Origin of the sequence: Acaryochloris sp. IP29b_bin.148 (genome assembly GCF_028285565.1) — a bacterium.
In the GTDB taxonomy this organism is placed as follows: domain Bacteria; phylum Cyanobacteriota; class Cyanobacteriia; order Thermosynechococcales; family Thermosynechococcaceae; genus Acaryochloris.
Window position 1 is genome coordinate 1 of record NZ_JANQOY010000172.1, and the last position, 22,403, is coordinate 22,403.

A 22,403-nucleotide genomic window follows, 5' to 3' on the forward strand; every position below is an offset into this window, starting at 1 on the left:
TACTTTAACCGCACGATGGCCAAGCCCTTCAATTGGAAATTTGCAGGGTTCACTGACGATAGATAAGCTGAATGGTTATTTCAGCCAGGCTGCACTAGCATGCAGACAGAAACGGTTTTCCAGAGACTGTCAAACCTAAACCAATAAGGAAAATAGCACTGCTGTCGGATTCGTTGTGTCACTTCTTTTGCCTCACTAGCGACAACATTTATTCACAATTAATCGATTCACCTCTTCGGTAGAATAATTCCTGATCATAAAGCTCAAAAGTCATTCCAAATGTTGAGAAAGCTAAACCGGTAGATCCCCTAGAGCCTTGTTATAAGTGGTGGCCAACCTGCCTTGACTACGCCGACATTGAAGGAGTTAGAACCCAGATTCCTTCAACATATTACTTTTAGTATTTAGGAAAGCGATTTTAATATGTGGTGAATAAATATTCTTATTCTGATAGGAAAACTATTATTTTTTAAAAAAACAGGAGTCTGCCTGTGTGCCGTTTTTATCGCAGATTTGTATTTCGTCTTGTCTGCTTCTTGCTGTTTTTTAGCAGTTTGTTGGGTTGTATCATTGCCAATCCCCCCTTCTCTAGTGCAAGCCCCCAATTGATTGCCCTCACGCAAGACGCTGATGCCACCAATGCCCCACAGCAAGCCAAGCAAGGTGCCCTTCATTACCAGTCGGGTGACTATCGTAGGGCGATTGAGTCCTGGACCAGTGCTTTGGCCCTTTACCAAAAACAGAATGACTTGGATAATGCAGCTTTAATGCAAGAGAATTTAGCGCGGGCTTATCAACAGACAGGACAGTTCGATCTGGCACTCAATACTTGGCAGCAAACGGTAGCGTTCTATCGCCAACGAGATGATAGAACTAAAATAGGACGCCTACAGACGGAGCAGGCTCAAACCTATAGCCAACTCGGGCAGCATCGTCAGGCGATTGCTTTACTCTGCACTCCTGAACCAAGTGCTAACGATTGTGTTGCTGATAGCGCCTTAGGGATTGCCCGTTCTCTCAAGGATACCGAAGGGGAAGTTGCAGCCTTGGGAAGCTTGGGCAATGCTCATCGCCTGCGCGGAAATTATAAAACTGCGATTACTTGGTTTGAGAAAGGATTAGCCATCGCTCAAACCCTTGACAATCCGTCCTATCAAGCTGCTACCTTAAACAATCTTGGCAATGCCCATATCAGTCGAGCCTTGCTCAAATATCGACGGGCTCAGTCACTCCAGGCTATCGGAGAAAACGACGAAGCCAATACCTTAACGATAGAGGCTCGCACTGATGATCAAGCTGGACTTCAATATTTTCAAACCAGTTTGTCGATGCCCACCAATGAACCGCTGAATCAGCTGCGGGCGCTTCTAAATGTTATTCCTTTGCACTATCGAGCCAATGAAAATACTCTTGGAATAGAGGCCCACCAGCAGGCTCGCCAGATCTTACCGACCCTGCCCAATTCACGGAACAAAGTGTTTGCAGCTATCAACCTCGCGAATCTAATTCAACCTGAGCCCCAATCCGATCTGCTCTTCTCGCAAACCTTCTGCCCAAGCGAAGACTATGACCCCCAGGTCAAGACTTTATTAAATGAGGCCATAACGATTGCTCAAAGTCTGAGTGATCGTCGGTCTGAGTCTTTTGCTCTCGGAAAACTAGGACATCTTTATGAATGTCGTCAAGCCTATGCTCAAGCGCTAGATCTGACTCAGAAAGCTCGCTGGGCCGCTGAAGATCTCAACATGGCAGACAGCCTGTATCTCTGGGAATGGCAAACAGGACGCATCCTCAACAAAAGTGGTCAAGATCAGGCTGCGATCGCAGCTTATGAGCAAGCCATTGCCACCCTTGATGGTATTCGCACCGATATTGTGGTGGCCGATCGCGATCTTCAGTTTGACTTCCGCGATACCGTAGAACCCCTTTACCGAGAGCTAGCCCAACTCCGTCTAGATACTGAGCAATTCCCTCGACTCACTGCTGCTAGAGACCGAAAAGGAACGATTCCCAAAGACAATATTGCCAAAGTTCTCAGCACGGTCGATGCCCTAAAACTTGCAGAACTACAAAATTATTTTGGGGATGAATGTGCGATCACAGCTCTGCCAGAGGTGACTGTAGAACAAATTAGCCAGGATCAAGCGACTGCCGTTATTAGCACACTGATGTTAGGCGATCGCACGGCGGTCATTTTAACGCTCCCAGATCGGCAAAGACAGATCCATTGGATCGAAGTGCCTGATATGGCGTTACGACAGGCAGCAAATCACTACCGTTCAGGCTTAGAAAACCAGTCTGATTCCTATGACTCGCAACCTGCCCAGAAACTTTATGACTGGCTTATTCGCCCCTTTGAAGGTGTCTTACAATCCCAGGATATTGAAACCTTAGTATTCGTCCAAGATGGGATCTTCCGTAGCATCCCTATGGCAGCACTACATGATGGCCAGCAGTTTTTGATTCAAAAGTATGCTGTCGCTACAACTCCCTTCTTCAACCTCACGACTCCTCCAACGCTAACTCGCAATAATTTTAAAACCTTAGCGCTGGGACTAACAGAGGAAGCGACCATCAATCAACAGGATTACCCTGCTTTAGCCTATGTCAATGAAGAAATTTCCAATATTCAAGCACTATTTCCAAAAACTCAATCATTGCTCAACCAGAAATTTACCCGAGATCGCTTACAACAGGAATTACAGACTGACACATATTCAATTGTTCATATCGCGACTCATGCTGAATTCGGCCCAGAACCTCAAGATACGTTTTTGATTACAGGGAATAATGAGGTTCTCTCTATCGAGGAACTCGACACCTTACTACGTAGCACTTCCAATGCTAGAGAACCCATTGAACTCCTAATGTTAACGGCTTGTGAGACAGCTGTAGGGGATGACCGTGCGGCCTTAGGATTAGCGGGAGTCGCCCTCCAGGCGGGTGCCAAGAGTGCGGTTGCTTCCCTTTGGCCAATTTATGATCAAGCGACTGCACGTTTGGTAGAACAATTTTATCGGGAACTCTTGAAGCCAAATACTACCAAGGCAACCGCTTTGCAGAAAGCTCAACTTACCCTCTTGGTAACAGACGAACAATCTTCTCACCCTGCGTTCTGGGCACCATTTATCTTAATTGGTAACTGGACTTAAATTAATGACCCAGTACAGTTCACAGCTCCTCGCCAACAATAGCAGTCCTTTTGTCTAAGGGGATGAGCCAAGGGTGATGGTAGCGATCGTGGAGTGAATACTGGCACATTAGTCTAAGCAGTCAAAGGAGGAGGATGCCTAAACTAGCCCCTTGGCGATCGGCTTTGAGTCGAGCCTTGCATCGGAATCGGGCGTTGGTCTATGCCCGTTACACCCAGTTGGCCACGGTGCAAGCAAATCATCGCCCTGCCAATCGCACGGTAGTATTTCGCGGTTTTTTAGCGGACAGCAATACGCTGAAATTCGTAACGGATCGGCGCAGCAAGAAGGTGGAACAAATTGCGGAGAATCCTTGGGGGGAATTATGTTGGTATTTCCCAAAAACCCGTGAGCAGTTTCGGATCTCTGGGAAATTGAGGGTGGTGGCAGCAACAGAGGAGGATTCTGATCTTCTGCGTTTGCGAGAGGGGGCTTGGTTGGCGTTGTCTGAGGGGGCACGATCTCAATTCGCATGGTCCCCTCCAGGACACCCTAAAAATAGGTCTGAAGTAGTTGCTCAAGAATCAACGGATCTCTCTATTCCCTTAGAAGCCTTTTGCTTGCTATTACTCACCCCACAGGACGTCGATCACTTGGAGCTGCGGGAACAGCCTCACCATCGGTGTCGCTATACCCTTCAGTCTGACGATACTTGGCAGCAGCAAACCCTTAATCCTTAGGCCGAGACGGCTGCATATCTCAGAACCTCTAAAACTTGGGTCGGGTCACAACCATAGATTCCAGCTCCCCAAGCTGCATTTTGTTCGACGACTGCCCAACTGCGATCGCAAATCACACCCACATCAACCACAGCCGCCTGGGGCAGGTCAATCGTCTTATCTGCTAAAATCTCGCTGACAAATGCGAGCAGTGTCTCTTCTTCTTCAGGGGTATGGGCAAAGTGATTATCCCGCTGTAGTACTCCCTTACGAAGATAAACCGAGAAGGTTTTCAATGTCCGATTCAGAATAAAGCAGCGAAACTCCTTCTCCCACTGGACAATTTCAGAGATTAAAACAGGAGTCTCGTTAGGGTATCCATCCGGTAGTTCTAAACCTGTATACACCTGGGCAGGAAAACTTTTATCGTTGGGTGGCTTGATAAATGCAGCCGTATCCAGTTGTCTAGCCTGTTCCAAGGTACTCAAACGAATGGAACGCTGACGATATTGCTCTGGTAGTTTTGGCAACCAATCGATGGGTGGCTCTAGTAAACGACGTTGAAATTGTTCAGCTAGCAGTGGAGCCATCAATGCTTCCAGATAGAACACAGGCTCTTCAACATCCAGTACATGTGCAGGCATCTCCCAACGAGTGATCCGTTCCACATCCCAACCCAGTGCAATCGCTGCCCGCCATAAAGCTTGAGCATCCTCTGTATAGCGGGGAGTCAAAATTAGCGTTGGTTGCATCGTAAACAATTCTTTATTCACTTAAATTAAGGCGAGGTAAAGTAGTTTATTGATTTGCAAAAATGTATTGGTTGATACAAAAAAATCACTTATCTTAACAGTAGGCGCTATGAGAAATAAAGTAGCTCATGAATACCGATATACCTAAAAAAATAGTAGATAATCCTATTTTTCCCCGGCAGCAATCTAATATAATGGCAAACTTACAGAATCGAATAGATATTGCTGCAGCTAATCACGATCATCATTTGCTGGAGCTACTAGCCAATGAGCGCACTCAACTCGAATCATATTGGCGCAATACTCCATCATCCGCTTCTCGGCAGCGAAGGGTTACCCAGCTTTGGCAATATATAACGAAAGAAATAGCTTCTCGATCGCAACTCAGCGTAGAGCGTCGGGTCACGGCCAACGGTGAAGAATGGTGGCATGTGGCCGATCCTCGTTCCGGTAAAACCTTTAATGCCGAATCCTTCAGTGTTGCCATGCACTGGATTGAGCGGAATCGGTTAGGGCACTAATCACCAGCGCATTTTGGGACGGTCAAGACTCGCCTAACCTGTGTTCTCAGGGCAAGCCTTCTGTATGATCAGAGGGAACATGCAGCTGACATCCCCATGAAAGTAGTCGTAACAGGAGCAACTGGATTTGTAGGCCAACGCCTCATTGAACGGTTGCAAGAAGAAGGCCATCAGGTCTTAGCATTGGTCCGAAGTCCCGATAAAGCGGCTCAGCTTTTCCCCGCCCCAAAATTTCCTAACGTCCAAATTCAAGGTTATGACCCCCAAGGGTCAGGTGACTGGCAAAAGGCGCTGTCGGGTTGGCAGGGCGTCGTCAATCTAGCGGGAGAACCCCTCGTGGGCGATCGCTGGACCCCCAGCCGCAAGCAAGAAATTATCAATAGTCGCGCCGTAGGGACCCAGAAAATTGTCGAGGCGATCGCGGCGGCAGATGACCCGCCATCAGTGCTGGTGAATGCATCGGCCATTGGTTTTTATGGCGCCAGCGAAACGGCCACCTTTGATGAATCGAGCCGTCCTGGTGATGACTTCTTAGCAGAGGTGTGCCAAGCCTGGGAGAACGCAGCCAACACCGCGACTGATACCGGGACCCGGTTAGTTATTTTCCGAATTGGGATTGTCCTCGGAATGGGTGGGGCCTTAGCCAAAATGCTGCCTCCCTTTCAGATGTTTGCCGGTGGTCCCATCGGCAGTGGCAAACAGTGGTTCTCTTGGGTGCATCGGGATGACTTAGTGAACTTGATCCTGACGGCATTAACGGATGCTAATAAATCAGGCGTCTACAATGCCACGGCCCCGAATCCGGTGCGAATGACGGAACTATGTGAGTCTTTGGGGAAAGTGCTCAATCGCCCGTCCTGGCTCCCCGTCCCCGATATTGCGCTAGAGCTGCTGTTGGGAGAAGCCGCCCAGCTAGTGCTGGAAGGACAAAATGTTCAGCCCCAGAAAACGCAGGCGGATGGATTTCAATATAAATATGAGACCATTGACTCGGCCCTCCAACAGATTTTGACCTGATGGCTCTCCAACGAATTCTGTTTCTCCACCCCAACTTTCCGGCTCAGTTTCGGCATTTAGCGATGGCGTTAGCCAAGAGCCCGAAACATCAGGTCGTGTACGGCACTGCTAGGGCGGAGGGGCAGTTGCAAGGGGTGCATAAAATTCTCTACGAGACATCTCGCACCGTCCGACCTGAGACGCACCACTACGTGCGTCCCCTAGAAAGTGCGGTGTTGGAAGGACAAGCTGTTTATCGTGTGGCTCAGCAGCTGCGATCGCAGGGGTTTGCCCCCGATGTCGTCTATGCCCATTCCGGCTGGGGACCCGGATTATTTGTCAAGGATATTTTCCCAAAGGCCAAGTTCTGCTGTTTTTTTGAGTGGTTTTACCATGCCCACGGCACCGATGCGGATTTTGACCCTGCCGATCCGCTCGATGCCGATGCAGAGGCCCGCATTCGGATTAAGAATGCCCCGATTCTCTTGGACTTAGCGAGCTGTGATTATGGTCTCTCTCCCACCCAGTGGCAGCGTCACCAGTTTCCACCTGAATTTCATAGCAAGATCAAGGTTTTGCATGACGGCATTGACACCGAGTTTTTCCAGCCTAAACCAGGGGCCAAGCTGGTTTTGCCCGATATCAATCTAGATTTATCGGCGGTGGATGAGATCATCACCTATGTGGCCCGGGGCATGGAACCCTATCGGGGGTTTCCGCAGTTTATGGAAGCCATTGCTCTGCTCCAGGAAAAACGACCCAACTGTCATGCGGTGGTGGTGGGGGCCGACCGGGTGGCCTATGGCAAGAACCTACCGAATGGCAAGACTTACAAGCAGCAGATGCTAGAGACCTTATCTCTAGATTTATCCCGTCTGCATTTTACGGGTCGGTTGCCCTATAGCCAGTACTTGCAGGTCTTACAAGCGTCTTCGGTGCACGTTTATCTCACCAGACCCTTTGTGCTGTCTTGGTCAATGTTGGAAGCGATGTCTGCGGGCTGCTTACTCGTGGCTTCTGATACGGCCCCAGTCACGGAGGTGATTAAAGAAGGGAAAAATGGTCTGCTGGTGGACTTTTTCTCGCCGCAACAGGTGTGCGATCGCATTATCGAGGTCCTCGATCACCCCGATGGTATGGCAGAACTCCGAGCCAATGCTCGTCAGACCATTCAGAATACCTATGACTTGGCAAAGCTGTTGCCCCAGCACCTAGACTGGTTAACTCGCTAAGGGTCCCCATCAAATCAGCCCAGTCAACTCAGGTATTCAAGAATATACGGTGCAATGTGATCAACGGGTAGAACTTGCGCTGCGGCCCCTAAATCGATAGCCACCTTCGGCATGCCAAAAACCACGCTACTGGTTTCATCTTGCGCAATGGTTAGCCCTCCTGCTTCGGCAATTCGCTGCAGGCCCGCAGAACCATCTTGCCCCATCCCCGTTAGCAGCACACCCAAAACCCCTGCTCCATAGTATTGAGCCAAGGAGTCAAACATTACCGTAATCGAGGGGCAATGTCGCTGGACAGCAGGTGCCGTCGAGTAATAACAGCGTCCTCTAGCATCCAGCGTCAGATGATAGTGATCAGGGGCAAAGTAGACGGTTCCTGGAACCGGCACCTCTCCTGCCACAGCAGCTTTAACATGCAGGGAACACATGGCATCTTGCCAGCTAATCAGCCCTGGCAAAAAGCCAGCAGAAATATGTTGCGTACAAAAAATAGGAAGGGGAAAATCAGACGGCAGACGGCTGAGAATTTGATGAATGGCCCGTGGCCCACCTGTCGAGGCTCCAATCGCCAGCGCTTGCAGATGAGAACAATGTTGGTTGCTTGGAGGAGGTGAGACGCCCGGTACTGAGGGTTCGAGGGGCCGAGTCAACACTTTGACGCCAGCCAACACTTTAATTTTTTCTAACAGAGCTCGTCTCTCACCCGCCGACCACTGCTCTGTCTTAGGTGGAGATAGCACGTCGACTGCCCCCGCCTGCAACACTTGATTAATGGTCTGAGTTTCCGTCGGCTGGACGGTTTGACTGACCACCAAAACGGGGCGTGGAGAAACAGCCAAGAGCTGACGAATCAACTCTTGCCCATTCATCTCAGGCATCTGTAGATTGGTGCACACTACATCAGGCTGGAGTTGAGGAATATGTTCTAGGGCAATCACCCCATTACTAGCCGTCCCAATAACTGAGATGGTGGGGTCGGCACTTAAGACATCAGTGAGCGTTTTTCTAGCGATCGCAGCACTTTCCACAATAAACACAGTAATGGGAGATAAGCTCATAGCCACAGCCATAAAACAACAACATCGCCAGAATCTAGATCCTAGCGATGCTTTTTCAACTATCAGCGAGTGAAGACTCGTCAGCCAGTTAGGACTTAACCTTACTTGCTAAAACCTTGATCTTAGTAATCAGAGCGCCTTGTAGCTTCTCGTAATCCATCGCTGTCCCAGAGGTAGGCTTCGGGAAAAAGTCTAGGGCACCTGCTGACATCAAGTTAAAGATGTTGTCCACATCACCGGGATGGACCGCATTACTCACCACTAGAATGGGACGAGGGAAATCGGACATCACCTTCTTTGTGAACTCTAAACCATCCATTTTAGGCATTTGTAAATCAGTGCAGATTACATCTGGCATCGTGTTGGCAATCACATTGAGTCCCTGTTCACCGTCTTGAGCGGTGCCAACGACATCTACCTCAGGAGAGGAATCAATGAGTCGCTGCATAATCTGTAGGGCAACGGCAGAGTCTTCAACAAGTACAACTTTAATGGGAGCGGCCATGATTAAATTAATCTCCTTAGGGCATTTAATAAGAACGTTGGGTCAAAATCACCTTTGGTGATGTCGGTATTGGCTTTACGTGGGCAAACCCCACTTAGTCGAAGCAGCGGTGATCAGGTGCACTTGCTGTTATATATAGTCTGCCCCCTACAATCTCAGATAGATCTAGAGGGAAAGCTGCCGTTCAAATAGGCAGGGGGCAGCCCGCGCTTTCCTGCTCAAATATCAGCAGCTTTGGTTGTCGCTCTACTTGGCTTTAGCAGCTAGCACCTTAATTTTGGTAATCAATGCTTCTCTCAATTTTTCGTAGTCCGTCGAGGTTCCCGAAGAAGGTTTTGGGAAAAAGTCTAACGCCCCTGCTGACATTAGATTAAAAATATTATCGACATCACTCGGGTGAACGTAGTTACTGACCACTAATACTGGACGAGGGAAATCGGTCATCACCCGTTTTGTGAATTCTAAGCCATCCATTTTAGGCATGGTCAAATCAGTGCAGATCACATCTGGCATCGTGCGGGCAATCACATCAAGTCCCTGCTCACCGTCTTGGGCAGTACCAACGACATCGACTTCAGAAGAGGAATCAATGAGTCGCTGCATAATTTCTAGAGCAACGGCAGAGTCTTCAACAAGTACAACTTTAATGGGAGCAGCCATAGTTAAATTAATCTCCTTAGGGTATCTAATAGTAAAGTTTGGTCAAAATCACCTTTGGTGATGTAGGCATTAGCGCCAGCATCGGCACCGCGCCGCCGATCTTCTTCCTTCGCCAATGTGGACACGAGAATAATGGGGAGTTCTTCATACTCATCCTGTTGACGAATGCGGCTAGTCAGTTCTAAGCCTGTGAGATTTGGCATCTCAATGTCAGAAACCACTGCATCAAAGGCATCAAGGCTCAGTTTTTCGAAGCCATCCAGACCATCTACAGCAGCTGTGACGTCATAACCGGCCCCTTGCAAAATGCGGCGCACCTGAGTCCGAATGGGTATAGAGTCTTCAACCAAGAGCACCTTGGGTTTAGTTTGGACGTTTTCTAGATTGACGGATAGAGCACGTTCGCCTCGAACCGCACGAACCAAGTCTTGAGGATTCAACACCATACAGATTTCACCATTGCCTAAAATGGTGGCTCCCGTCACATTGCGAACCCGATGTAGCAACCTGCTGAGCGGCTTAAGAACAATGTCTTGCATCTCTACAAGCTGGTCGACCAACACACCTAAGCGCTCTGTCCCCACCGTCAGCACGACACAAGGGAAATGTGTGGCTACGGTATCCAATCGTTGGGGGGGAGACGCAGCAGTGGGAAGTTCGAGTAGGTCAGCTAACCACACCAATGAAAGAGGTTGGTCTTCAAAGGTCACCGTGGGGCTATCGTCAACCACATAAATATCCTGGCGCTGAACCTGAATCATGGTATCCACAGCCTCCACCGGAATGGCATAGGGCGTTTGATCAACAGAGACAATCAGGACATTTGTGGTGGTCAGACTTGCGCCCAACATCAGCCGAAACGTACATCCTTGACCTGGCGTTGAGGAGACTTGGATAGTCCCCTTGAGTCGTTCTACATTAGCGTGAACCACATCTAAGCCAACCCCGCGACCCGATAGTTCTGTGACCGTGGTCCGGGTCGAAAATCCTGGCTGAAAAATCAAGGATTGAATCTGGTCTGGCGACATCTGGTCGAGTTCTGCTTCACTGTAGAGTCCCCGGCGCAGGGCAGTGCACTTAATTTTGTCTAAATCTAAACCTCGGCCATCATCGACGAGTTCTATACAAATACTGCTGCCAACCTGATAGCCTCGCAGCCCTAAGGTGGCTTGATTTGCCTTACCTGCAGCTAATCGTTCAGACAAGGGTTCGATGCCATGATCAATGGCATTCCGAATCAGATGGGTGAGCGGAGCCTTCATTTCTTCAAGGATTCGCTTGTCTGCGAGCGTATCTCCCCCTTCTATAACGAAATGAATGTCTTTACTCTGATCCTTGGCTAGATCCCGAACTAGGCGGGGAAAAAGACCAAATAAACTAGAGAGAGGTAACATCCGCAGTTTCAAGATCCCTGATTCTAGAGAATTAGAAATGGTATCTAGACGGGCGGTGTCAGTCGTTGCAGTACCCCGGAGTTGCCGGATTAAGTCACCAAACTGCTCCAAGTAACCTTGGTGCCGGTGTTGGGTCTCTTGCAGTGGAGATAGCAGCTCTGGTTCAACTTGTTGAGCTAAATGATCCAGTAGCGTCCGCTGAGTCGCATTTTCGCGAGACCAGTTTTCCCAAAGATTCAGAATTTGGGTTATATCATCTGTCCGCCGAGCAATACGGAGTTTGGTAACGGCTAATTCACTGGCTTGAGTAATCAGAAGATCCAGCTTGGTCGCAGCCACTCTGACAGTATCAATCTGATAGGAATCGGTCTCCTTGGGCGTTGCATCTTGGGGCGCTGACGGTTCTGGCGTTTCAGATATAGAGGAATGACCATTGGTGCTATGGCCATTCGTTTCAATGGGTAGTGCATGACCATTGGTGCTATGACCATTCGTTTCGGTCAGGAGTGCATGGCTGTCATGACCGTTGGTGTCATGGCCATTGGCTGCCACGGGGACACCTTGCAATTCTGCCACTAGCTCTGGATCCAGCATGGAGAGATCTAATCCAGCCGGTACATAGGGTTGATTAGATGCAAAGGCATCCAGATCCGCAGCGTTCTCTTCGCTGAGATCTGTCTCTGTCTCTACCCCGATTGCGGATTCATCAAATAGAGCGGGGGACGATTCTTCTTCTCCCGCGAGCTGAGCCAAGGTATGGAAGACACTGACCCCTGAAGCATCACCTGTCACCGCTTCGTGGGCAATTTTACGAATCGCATCGAGTCCCTGATAGAGGCGATCGCACAGCTCTGCCGTAACGATACACTCGCCTTTATCCACTGCGATTAGCAGCTCCTCAACATGGTGAGTCAGGGTTTCAGCGTCTTGGACTCCCAGCATCCGAGAGTCCCCTTTGAGGGAATGGGCCTCACGGAGCAGTTCCTTTAACCGCTCCGTATCGGCTGAATGTTGTTCCAGGTGGAGTACACCCGCTTCTAATTTGTCTAAATGGTCTTGACTGGCATCTCGGTAAAGAAGACGCAGTTCCTCATCTTCGATATACATGGCTGTAATCTGGTCCTTTGGGTGATGGGCTCAAGGGCATCAGGATGGGGAGGCAGTAACAGACTCACCTCCCCCTTCCCTCGCCTGGAATTAAACGGCAACTTGTAACTGATTGGCCACATCCGTTAGTTCTTCTGTAGACGCTTTCACCTGACTCACCACCGTGGCCGTTTCCTTGGCACCCAGATTAATGGCATTCATAGCTGAAACCGCTTGCTGCACGCCAACGGCCTGCTGTTTGGAACTGAGCGCGATCTGTTGACTGGCAATGGACACTTCATTAATCGAAGTGGCAATCTCTTGGAACATAGACATGGTTCGTTCTGCCAACTGAATGCCGACATCAGCCGTTTTGTTGCCCTCGTCGGTCACCATCACCGTGCTGTTAATCGAGCTTTGAATCGTGCCAACGAGCGCTCCAATTTTATCGGCGGAGTTACGGCTTTGGTCCGCTAATTTCCGAATCTCACCCGCAACCACCGCAAAGCCTTTACCCTGTTCACCAGCCCGTGCCGCTTCCACCGCTGCGTTCAAGGCCAACATGTTCGTCTGGTCCGCCACGTCAGCCACCAGTTTCGAGATCGTAGAAATCTGATCCGTCTCTTCACTTAACTGCATAATTTTCTCGGCAATTTCACCCACCTTAGTCCGCAGGCCTGCAATGCCATCCAGGGTCTCTTGCACGGTTTGACGACCTGTTTCAGAGGTGTCAAGAGCTTGTTGGGCACTTTTAGCGGAGGCATCAGCCTGCTGCGCGGCCTGCAGGGAAGACGCACCCAGTTCCTCAATGGTCGTCGTGGTTTCGTTCACCGAAGCCGTTTGATCCGAAACAATTCGGCCTTGCTCATCCACAGTCGCTGCAATCTGAGAGGAACTCCCGGTCACCCCGTTAACCGTTTCTTTTAATGCTGTTGTGGCTCGTTGGGTCATCACAAACGCAAAGGCAACCAGCAGCAATTCTGTAATCAGAATACCGATAATGACCAAGCGCTCTTCTGCAATATCTTCCTGGAAAATATTCTCTGCCTCATCAACGGCTTCTGTGGTGACTTTGTAAAAGATTTCGTTGTCTTTATTCAGCTGTGTTTTTGCTGCAGGATTCGTTCGGAACTCCAGCACGTCCTGCTTCAGGATCTCCCAATCCTTCTGTACTTTCTGCATAATGGTCAAAAATTCCCCTTTAGCCTTAGGAAGTCCGACTTGGGGATCTCCTTCGATCAACGCCTTGATCTGAGCGTCAACTTTGGCTAGCTCTGAGTCACTTTTCTCTCCAGAGACCTCTAGTTCCACGGCGTGCTCAGCATCGCCTCGAAGCAAACCCACCTCCTTAAGAATTCGGGCATCTTCCACCGGCTTTTGCAGCCCGTAAAGTTCAATTACGGCTGCACCAACACCGACAACTGCCAGGGCTGCAATCGTTAAACGAATCTGTTGGGTAATTTTCATGAAATGAGTCCTTGGTTGAAAATGGGGTCGAAATAGTTAATTAAGTCAAGAGAATCGATGGGGACAAGGCCCCATTCAACAAACAGCGGTTGGCGAAGGATTATCCTCCTTGATCCACCGCTAACCCGCCTGCCGCAAATAGCGTTGGCAGATCTAGAATGCGCAGGTGCTGATCTCGATAGGAGGCAAAACCTTGAAAATAGTCCTGCTGGCTGGTCGCCATGGGTACCTCAGTAATCCCCGTTCGGGGGAGGTACATCACATCCAAAACAGCGTCTACCGGAATTCCGGCCACGACATCATCAACTTCCACAACAATGGCCTTAGCCGAGACTGCAGTAGAAGGCGTTTTCTGCAAAGCGGTGCGAATATCCACCAGGGTCATCACCTCTCCGCGCAGATTGATATTGCCCACAATGTGGGAAGGACAACAGGGAATCGGCGTGACGTGCTGGACATTGATAAACTCACGCACCTTGTCTAGTTCTAGGGCAAAGTAATCTTCATCCAGGCCAATGACCGCTAAGGGCAGATGATCCGTCTGCTCGGTGTCGGCTAAGGGGGGTCGCAGCTCATCGGCTCGCTGTCGAAAGAGGGCTTGCTCTGCAGGGGTGATGGCCGCACAATATCGGTCATAAAAATTAGCGCCGCTGTGTCCAGCCACCACATGCGCTTGCCATTCTGTTTCTAGAACAATATCTGTCCCTTGGGAGTCCTCTGGGAGGGCATCCAATTCCGCTTCCCAGATCAACATAGCAACCTCATCGGGTTGCCGAATTAAGGTCTCAGGATTGAGCAGAACCGCCAGTTCACTGCCTACCTTGGCAATACCCGCCACAAACGCAGTGTTGATCTGGTGCGATCGGCCATAGTCGGGGGCAGATTCTTGGGCAGCGGGGGTCACCGACTGCACATCCAACACCTGTTGAACCACTAACCCCACTTGAATTCCCTGCCACTCCATAACAATGACGGTGTCACTGAGCTGGCAAGGTTGTAGGGGTAGCCCTAACCGCAGATCCAAATGCATCACGGGGAGCAGTTTGCCTCGCCAATTGAGGCTGCCCATAATATCCTTGGGGGCATCTGCAATAAGAGTAAGTTCCGGCAGTTGGAAAATCTCGCGCACCCGATGAGCTTCAACGCCATAGAGTGCATCACTATGGCGAAACATCAGATAAGTTTGATTGTCGATCTCCATTGGTTTAAGCTATCCCCGCAAATATCATTAGAGTGAGTAGTCAATCGTGGCCGTGCCATCCCATATCAAGCCTGAACGGTGACAGGTGCATAGCGATTGAGGATGTCGAGCAGTTTGTCTTGGGTAATGGGTTTGGTGAGATAGTGCGTCGATCCCGCCATTTGTCCCTTCAGTTTGTTGTATATCCCATCTTTTGCCGTTAACATCACCACGGGTAGATCGTGGAATTTGCTGATGCTACGAATAGTTCGGCACAGTTCTAAACCGTCGATGTCTGGCATCGTCACATCTAGCAGCACTAGAGACACCTTCTTTTTGTTGAGCAGATTGAGAGCATCAACGGCATTGTTGGCGAGCTCCACCTGATAGCGATCTTGAATGGCCCGCTTAATCATGGTCTGCACCACCGGGCTATCATCCACGCTGAGAACAATGGGGCGGCCTGAATTGCCCTTTTGTGAACTTTGCTGATGTGAACTATCTGCTACAGCAGAGGCCAACGGGTCAGATTTCTTGCAGGTCAGCCAGCCGGACTTAGCCCATTGGTAATATTGCTGAGCGAGTTCCAACGGATCTTGCTCAGAAGCCGTAGCAATATCTGCGATGGAGTGCTGCCCATTGACCCACTTGTGCAAATGCTGAGTAACGGTCGGATCGGCAGAGTCGTGATCTAGACTCCGAGGGACTGCATCAATGGATGGGATGACTGGTGAGAGGGCTTCCCATTGCTGTTGTCGTTGGGTAAGAATAGGTTGTAAATCACACCAGCGAAATCCTGGCTGAGTGTTTGTATAGCGGAGATCAAAAACAAGTTCAGGATCCTCGATGATGGTTCCACTATAGGGAATGAGTTGCTCTAATGTGCTGAGGAGCCTAGTTTTCATAAATGCTGCCACATCCGCCCACTGAAAGAGCTGCAGTTGGACCAGCAGCTCAAAATAGTTCTGGATAGAGTTATTCTGAATTCGTTTCTTGGCTAATCGAAGTGCAGTGTCCATCACCTGGACTTTGTGCTGATGACCTATTGTTGTAGCCAGTTCGGAGGCAGAAACGATGTGTTCTCCTGCATAGGTCATCCATCCTTGGTTAAAAACAATCACCCGTTCCCTCATTGGAGTCGATTGAGGAGGTTGAACTTGAACCTTAAGAGCACCACTAAATTTATGGCTCTTAAAGTTAGCTATCAAATAAGCTAATTGCTTAGATTTGAACTGTTGCATGCTTGCTTCTCCAAAGGTGAGGGGGACCTTAATTACGATCTGCCATCTAAGCTACCTGGATTAGCTCGAAGGTCAGACGACATAATTTAGGCTGAGTTTCCTGATTGCTTAAGTAGCATCGAAACTATATATAGATGGTCAAATATGCCTTAACCACATTTAGGTCGAAACAATGATTGACCATGTAAATGCAAATAGAATCTTGTCTTTAAGGATGCTCACTTTCTAGTGTTCCCTCAACTGAAAAGGAGTTAGGCACAAAATTTAAGAGCTTTATGATTTTTTTTGATTTTAAAATTCTGTAAAAAAGAATTTCACGATGTAAGTAAATGTAAAAATTATTACATCTGACTTAACATTTTGGCAATTACAAGGATGTCCCCAGAAGGGAGCTGAGAAGCCTCAAATTATCTCCTAACACGGGTGTGGTTGCGCATTTGAGAAGTGGCAATCGTGCTATCTTTCACGTTTTAAGGGATCAAGGCAAAAAGCTTTGGTAGACTGGCATCCCTTGTCCCTATGGATCCTTAAAGATGTATAACTTGTAAAGCTGAATAATTGACTAACAGCTATTAAATGGAAAAATACACTAGCTCAAAACTTTGCAAGTTTTGAGACTCACAAGCAAGCTCTGTTTATAGACTGACAAAAGTAAATACAGAAATATTTGTTTACACTAAAGTGAGTTATTTCTTTACAGTGAATCTCTTTAGAATAGATTTTTATCAGCCTATATCAGCCAAATTAATTCATCGAAGTCATTTTTTACTTAAACTGAATAATTTACAAAAAACAAAGTGAAGAATTAAATTTAATTTTACAAAAATTAAATTCTTCGATTCCATTTTTAGCTGTCGGGAGAGTCCTCTACAGCACAATGTAGTAGCATCCAATAGCAGCTTCTTTGAGAGGAGGCCAACTTTGTCGTGTAGGCAATGATGCTAATTGATGAAAAGGGGAACGCACCATAAAGAAGAGGGGCATTTATGTTCGTGCTCTGAATGCCGATCCATGTGCTGAATAGAGTTCACCCCCCTAAAAGCTCTGGCTTGTAGCACTCGCTTCTATATGTTATTTGCTCAATTTTAAGCTGTTATCCAGCCACTGAGGTGAGGGTCAATAGGCGTTGGCGTAGATGCATTAATAAATGATCTGCCCTGATTTGCCCTTGATAATTGATCCAGGTTTCACCCGGGAGTTGCTGAAGCAGATCTTGAGCGGCACTATACATTTTTGCAGCTCTCACTCCCTGAGCTGCCTGTTGATAAAGGGTTCCTAGCTCTAAGTAGGCCGGGATTGAAGTGGGCTGTAAATATATAATTTTCTTGTAGATGACTTTAGCCTGTTTGTCATCTCCCAGCTCTTGAGCGATTTGAGCCTTTAAATAGAGTGGGGCAATTGCTTCTCCATTAATCTCCAATGCAGCCTGGCAATGGTGCATGGCTTGTTCCCAGTCTTCTTGCTGCACATAAGATTTTGCCAAACGATATTGGGTGCTTAGTCCCGTGGTGGACCTATCTATCGGGGTAGAGGTGGCAGGAGCTGTGGTCTTTATAGGGGAAACTGGAGAAGCTGCTGAAGGTGTAGGTGGTGGAGCAGGAACCTCGACTTGGCGCTGTTGATAGGCGATTGATCCTGGAAAACTGAGGGTTTGAAATTGCTGGAGGTTTTGGGCGTACAGCTCTGCATGGCCTGTGACCAGATAGCCTTCTGGGCGTAGGGCGCGATGAAATTTTGCTAAAACTTGTGCGATCGCAGCAGCATCAAAATAGATAAAAACATTTCGACAAATAATCAGGTGCAAATTGTTGACCATCGCTTGCGGCAATGGATCTCTCAATAAATTGCCACGGCGAAATGTCAACTGCTGCCGGATCGTGTCATGGATTTGCCAACCCGTAGGGACGGGATTGAAGGCCTGGGACTTCAGCTGCGGATCTGTTTGTCGAAAAGACCAGTTCCGGTAAACTCCCTGCCGTGCCCGATCAATGGCAACAGGATTGAGGTCTGTCCCCAAAATTGAGATATGCCACTGAGACCAATCAGGAATTAATTTTTGTAGGAGAAGGGCAAGGGAATAGGGTTCTTCACCTGTGGAACATCCTGCACTCCAAAGGTGAAGGGCCAGTTGGGGAATTAAACCTGTCGCATAAGCCATCCGTTGCTGTTCAATCAGTTCAGGTAGGATATGCTCCTGCAAAACACAAAATTGGTCGTGATCCCGAAAGAAATAGCTTTCGCCAATGGTAATCAGATCCAAAAAGTGGCTCCACTCTTGTAGTTCTGCTCCTGAGCAAAGCGTTGAGCCTTGAGATGCTAAAACTAGGCTTTTGTAATACGTATGGGCATCTGGCTGTTGCAAAGAATGGACTCGGCCAACGATTTCCTTTTCTAAGGTGTCCCAGTCCTGTTCTCGTAACTTTATCCCCGTCTGGGACTGGATCAAATCTAAAAATTGTTGCTTCAGCGCTGAGTTGATCATGGACATATCTTTATTTTGTGAAGCGAAACTCAATATCGAAGCACATACCTTTAGAATGCCCAGTGCTAAAGGGCACTCATACAAATTCATGTAGATCACATGGCCAGCGTTACCCTCTGCAACCTAGATAAGGATCTGGTAGTAGCGGTGATTGTCTTGGCGAACATCTACGATGGATTGGGTCGATTGCCTACAAACGGAAGGCGTGAGGATTTACATCGTAGATTTGAAATATTTATCCAGAAAATGTGCGTGAAGACTCCAACTATACGAATGTTAGTGGGAGATGTGTATGGCACTTCATTCCCAGCATATTGTTACAGTGTATGCTGAAGTATGGGAATGGCAATATTTCGACCTCGCGACGAAAGATTTTTAGAGACTACAATTGCTGATCGGTTGTCTTCAAGGCAACAGCAAACTGCTTAAATCTTCAATACCCTGAGATAGGTGTTCAAGGCCTCTTTCATGCTTTTCACGTAACGATTGTTGTTCGATTGACGAGTTGAGTGACGAAGGGACAGAATCCATTTCTTTCAGCTATGAGGTATGCATCGTGACGCCACCATCTTTCCCCCCAACTGAGTCAGAGCAGCTAGAGCCAATCACTTCTGTCCCCTCTTCAAGGGAACCTTTAGGGGCGGAAAGACTAAAGCAGAGCTTGTTACAGCGTGGAAAAACCATCTCTATCAAAGCAAAATTAATGACTGGGGTCATTGCTTTGAGTATGCTACCCATCTTAGTTGTGGGAACAGGGACCTACTTCACCAGTGAAACACTCCACCAACAGCTCAGTACCTCTAGCCCCACCCAGTCAGTCAATGACGCTCAGGTCACGCTCAAGCATCGCATCCCCCTTTTATTGATGGGGACCGGTGCAATGGCATTGCTGGCGGGGAGCCTTGCCATATGGTTAATCAATCGTGAGTTGCATCCGCTGCTTAAAGCCGCTCAAGACTCTAATCAGCTAGTGAATCGGTTATACCGACAAGAGACGGGTTCAGAGATTGAGCGGGAGCATAATGATGCGCTATTGGCCCTAGCCAACAATATCCAACTGATTGATGCTCAAATCCCCAGCCTTATGCATTCTCAGGAGCATGAAGCCGCCCGAGCAGAACTGTTGATGCAATTTATCGGGCAACTGCACGTAGCATTATCAGCAGAAGACTTATTAAAGACAGCTGTAGAAGAGGTTCGCCATATCTTGCAAACGGATCGTGTCACCATCTTTGCCTTAAACCCTGATGGTGATGGGACCTTTGTGGCAGAGTCCGTCGCTCCTGGCTATCCCAAATTACAATGGTCAGCACTCCATGATCCTTGTTTTAGTGAGGGCTATCAGGAGCAGTATCGCCAGGGGCGAGTTCGTGCGATCGATAATATCTACAACGTCGGCCTGAACGACTGTCACATCGGCCTATTAGAACGATTTGCCGTTAAAGCCAATATCGTTGCTCCTATTCTCCAGAAAGAAGAGCTATATGGACTATTAATTGCCCATCAATGTGCCAGGCCCAGAGATTGGAATCCATCTGAAATTGAATTATTTAGACAATTAGCCTCACAAGTGGGGTATGCCTTAGACCAGACTCGAACCATGAGTCAGCTGGACGGTCAAGTCAATCAATTGCGGTTGCTAATGCAACTTACACAGCAGATCCGAGGGTCATTACAGACAGAAGAGATCCTAACCACCACCGTCCAAGAGAGTCGAAAAGTCCTCAGAGCAGATCGCGTTATTGTCTATAGCATTGATGAACATGGCTATGGAACCGTTGCCGCAGAGGCAACGCAACCCGGCATTCCCAAAATGCTGTGGGCCAAAATTTCGGATCCCTGTTTTGCCGAAGGCTATATTGAAAAATATCGGGCTGGACGGGTTCAAGCGCTTAGTAATGTCCATGAGGCGGGCTTAACGGATTGTCATCTGCAACAGCTCAAAACCTATGGTGTGTATGCCAATTTGGTGGTTCCTATTCTCACAGGAGAAGATTTATTTGGCTTACTGATTGCCCATCAATGTTCTGGCCCTAGATCGTGGCAGCCTACTGAAATAGACTTATTCACTCAAATTGGTACCCAAGTCGGCTATGCCTTGGCGCAAGCCAACGTCCTGACGCAAACAGAGCAGGCTTGGAATACAAATATCACCCTGTCCCATACCGACAGTCAGCAACTGCAGAGGCTGCACAGTCAACTTTTGGAGTATCTCCAGGTTAGTCAACCCACCATTAGCACTTGGGTACAGGAGACCCGCCAACATTTAGAAACCGCCCAATCCGTCTATACGCAGTTACAAACCCTTATCGACCTGGCTCAAAACGTTAGTGCGAGCACACGACAAGTCCAATCTCAGAGTCACCAGCTTCTGGCGCAAGTGGACCGGGCGCAAGATCACCTCCATCAATATGGTGGTCCCCACCATCCAATCCAAACAACGGCTCAGGCTGCCGTTACTCAGCTTCAGCAATTAGAGATTTCGATACAGCAGTTGGCTCGCATGCGAACATTGGTCAGCCAATTATCCTCCCAAATTCATCTGCAGGCGATGAATATCGCTGCTAAGGCCACGCAAGTTCCCCCTCCTGATTTGTCCAGTGTGGCCATAAATATGCGCAATGTTGCACAAAAGCTGGATGACAATATGATCCAAATGAAACCGTTAATGGAGTCCTTGCAGAGTGGCATCCAACAGGAAACCGCCCTTTTAGCCCCTCTGGTGACGGGGGTGGGGCGTGATTCTCCGTCCCTTATTTCTGAACAGCTATCCGCTAGCCTTGATGCAGCAGTGACTCAACTCAACACACAGGCTGTAGATATCACTCAGTGGATGGGTGAACATATCCAAACCTCTACCGATGCCAGTCGTCAGGCTTTTACATTAACTCAGGTTTTACAACGTCTGTTGACGCAAGCCCAAGCGATGCAAACCTTGATTCAGGACCTAGAGACAATTGTTGCGACTCAACCGACAGAACCCAACACCTGATTCTCGGAAACGAAGATCCATAGCAAAGCGTTAGTTCCACAGGCAAAGCGTTAGTTCCAAATGTCCTCAGTGCTTGAGAATGGGGCAACGGGTGAGAATCTCTCAGGCTACAAACCCGGTGTGGTTTGAGCAAAGAGGGCTGCAAAATCAGATGTGGGAGGAGCTTCTCCTTCCTCGCGAGTCACCATGTCAAAGGCTTTGTTTTGGGCATTCGGTTCCCGTAGTGCCTGAATAACCACTTCAGCCACATCGGCACGGGGCAGCTTGTGAGGCATCTTGCGCTCTGGGATAAAGAAAGAGTCGTCTTTGCCCACGATAATTTCGCGTTTTCCCCCAGGCTCATCAATCAATCCACCTGCACGAACGATGGTGTAGGTGATACCCGAGTCAATCAGATACTGTTCTGCTCGCCGTTTCCAAATCAGGATATTGCCTCCGCCCATGGTATTGAGATAGTGATTCTCATTGGTGCCTCCCATGGAGCCGACGTGGACAATCTGTTTGACCCCGGCTGCCGCTGCCGCATCAATCAAATTTTTATGACCGTTATAGTCAATATCTTCTGGATAGGCTCCCGCTGGAAACTCAAACTCGGGGCGTTGGCCCGGTTGAGGAGGTCCTTTCATCACGGGAGCAGAACTCGATAGGATCACCACCGCATCGCATCCTGCGATCGCCCGATCAATACTGGCTCGGTCGGTCACATCACCCACGACCATCCCCGCTAACGATCCGAGCTTTTCCTTGGCTTTCGCTTCGGAGCGGACAAAGCTGATGACGTCGAATTCATCGGTGCGATCGCGTAATTTATGCACCACAATCGAGCCCGTTTGTCCTGTGGCTCCAGAAACCAATACCTTCTTGATTGCCATAGCGTTTGCATACTGATTAGGGTCTTCTTTCTTGACTTTATCAGACTTGATTTTCTTTGAAAGCAGAATCCTGATTTGTTCTTCATCGATTGACCGTATCATCAGTGATAATCAG

Annotated in this window: 16 protein-coding genes; 6 read left to right on the forward strand and 10 right to left on the reverse strand. The window is 48.5% G+C overall.

Annotation, left to right across the window (positions count from 1 at the left end; translation table 11 throughout):
* Positions 1-557 precede the first annotated feature (557 nt).
* Together Q0986_RS15755 and Q0986_RS15760 are read left to right on the forward strand one after the other, a co-directional pair.
* On the forward strand, positions 558-3,152 hold the full coding sequence (locus tag Q0986_RS15755; RefSeq protein WP_299412309.1) for a CHAT domain-containing protein: 2,595 nt from the start codon (positions 558-560) through the stop codon (positions 3,150-3,152).
* A 134-nt stretch (positions 3,153-3,286) separates the two neighbouring features.
* Positions 3,287-3,871, forward strand: coding sequence for an Npun_F5749 family FMN-dependent PPOX-type flavoprotein (locus Q0986_RS15760; RefSeq protein WP_299412312.1), 585 nt, complete (start codon positions 3,287-3,289; stop codon positions 3,869-3,871).
* Here the strand turns inward: Q0986_RS15760 and Q0986_RS15765 are convergent.
* The gene (locus Q0986_RS15765) at positions 3,868-4,602 is read right to left on the reverse strand and encodes an ATP-grasp domain-containing protein (RefSeq protein WP_299412315.1); all 735 of its coding nucleotides are present in this window, start codon (positions 4,600-4,602) and stop codon (positions 3,868-3,870) included. The two genes, Q0986_RS15760 and Q0986_RS15765, sit on opposite strands and share 4 nt — an antisense overlap.
* 194 nt (positions 4,603-4,796) lie before the next feature.
* Here Q0986_RS15765 and Q0986_RS15770 point away from each other — a divergent pair, with 194 nt between their 5' ends.
* The 3 genes from Q0986_RS15770 to Q0986_RS15780 all read left to right on the forward strand — a co-directional run bounded on the left by Q0986_RS15770 (position 4,797) and on the right by Q0986_RS15780 (position 7,351).
* Positions 4,797-5,123 carry a hypothetical protein gene (locus tag Q0986_RS15770; RefSeq protein WP_299412319.1) on the forward strand — a complete coding sequence of 109 codons (327 nt, stop codon included), beginning with the start codon at positions 4,797-4,799 and terminating at the stop codon, positions 5,121-5,123.
* Positions 5,124-5,219: 96 nt separating this feature from the next.
* On the forward strand, positions 5,220-6,140 hold the full coding sequence (locus tag Q0986_RS15775; protein ID WP_299412322.1) for a TIGR01777 family oxidoreductase: 921 nt from the start codon (positions 5,220-5,222) through the stop codon (positions 6,138-6,140).
* On the forward strand, positions 6,140-7,351 hold the full coding sequence (locus tag Q0986_RS15780; protein ID WP_299412325.1) for a glycosyltransferase family 4 protein: 1,212 nt from the start codon (positions 6,140-6,142) through the stop codon (positions 7,349-7,351). Before Q0986_RS15775 ends, Q0986_RS15780 begins: the two co-directional genes overlap by 1 nt.
* A 23-nt stretch (positions 7,352-7,374) precedes the next feature.
* On the opposite strand, the gene cheB is transcribed toward Q0986_RS15780, so the two are convergent.
* From cheB to Q0986_RS15820, 8 genes are all read right to left on the reverse strand, one after another.
* On the reverse strand, positions 7,375-8,409 hold the full coding sequence (cheB, locus tag Q0986_RS15785; protein ID WP_299412328.1) for a chemotaxis-specific protein-glutamate methyltransferase CheB: 1,035 nt from the start codon (positions 8,407-8,409) through the stop codon (positions 7,375-7,377).
* 88 nt (positions 8,410-8,497) lie between these two features.
* Positions 8,498-8,914, reverse strand: a complete 417-nt coding sequence (locus Q0986_RS15790; RefSeq protein WP_299412330.1) for a response regulator — start codon at positions 8,912-8,914, stop codon at positions 8,498-8,500.
* Positions 8,915-9,160: 246 nt separating this feature from the next.
* A complete protein-coding gene (locus Q0986_RS15795) occupies positions 9,161-9,574 on the reverse strand; it encodes a response regulator (RefSeq protein WP_299412334.1) in 414 nt (137 codons plus the stop codon).
* A 2-nt stretch (positions 9,575-9,576) separates the two neighbouring features.
* Entirely contained in the window at positions 9,577-12,075 is a 2,499-nt protein-coding gene (locus Q0986_RS15800) for a hybrid sensor histidine kinase/response regulator (protein WP_299412338.1), read from the reverse strand.
* A gap of 90 nt (positions 12,076-12,165) precedes the next feature.
* Positions 12,166-13,521 (reverse strand): methyl-accepting chemotaxis protein, encoded by a 1,356-nt coding sequence (locus tag Q0986_RS15805; protein ID WP_299412341.1) that lies wholly within the window; start codon positions 13,519-13,521, stop codon positions 12,166-12,168.
* Between the two features lie 100 nt (positions 13,522-13,621).
* Positions 13,622-14,722, reverse strand: a complete 1,101-nt coding sequence (locus Q0986_RS15810) for a chemotaxis protein CheW (protein WP_299412344.1) — start codon at positions 14,720-14,722, stop codon at positions 13,622-13,624.
* A 65-nt stretch (positions 14,723-14,787) separates the two neighbouring features.
* Positions 14,788-15,942 carry a response regulator gene (locus Q0986_RS15815; protein WP_299412348.1) on the reverse strand — a complete coding sequence of 385 codons (1,155 nt, stop codon included), beginning with the start codon at positions 15,940-15,942 and terminating at the stop codon, positions 14,788-14,790.
* Positions 15,943-17,035: 1,093 nt separating this feature from the next.
* Positions 17,036-18,424 (reverse strand): CheR family methyltransferase, encoded by a 1,389-nt coding sequence (locus tag Q0986_RS15820; protein WP_299412352.1) that lies wholly within the window; start codon positions 18,422-18,424, stop codon positions 17,036-17,038.
* A 703-nt stretch (positions 18,425-19,127) separates the two neighbouring features.
* On the opposite strand from Q0986_RS15820, the gene Q0986_RS15825 reads away from it, so the two are divergent.
* Positions 19,128-21,416 carry a GAF domain-containing protein gene (locus tag Q0986_RS15825; RefSeq protein WP_299412356.1) on the forward strand — a complete coding sequence of 763 codons (2,289 nt, stop codon included), beginning with the start codon at positions 19,128-19,130 and terminating at the stop codon, positions 21,414-21,416.
* Between the two features lie 107 nt (positions 21,417-21,523).
* On the opposite strand, the gene Q0986_RS15830 is transcribed toward Q0986_RS15825, so the two are convergent.
* Positions 21,524-22,288, reverse strand: a complete 765-nt coding sequence (locus tag Q0986_RS15830; RefSeq protein WP_299412358.1) for an SDR family oxidoreductase — start codon at positions 22,286-22,288, stop codon at positions 21,524-21,526.
* Positions 22,289-22,403: the final 115 nt, after the last annotated feature.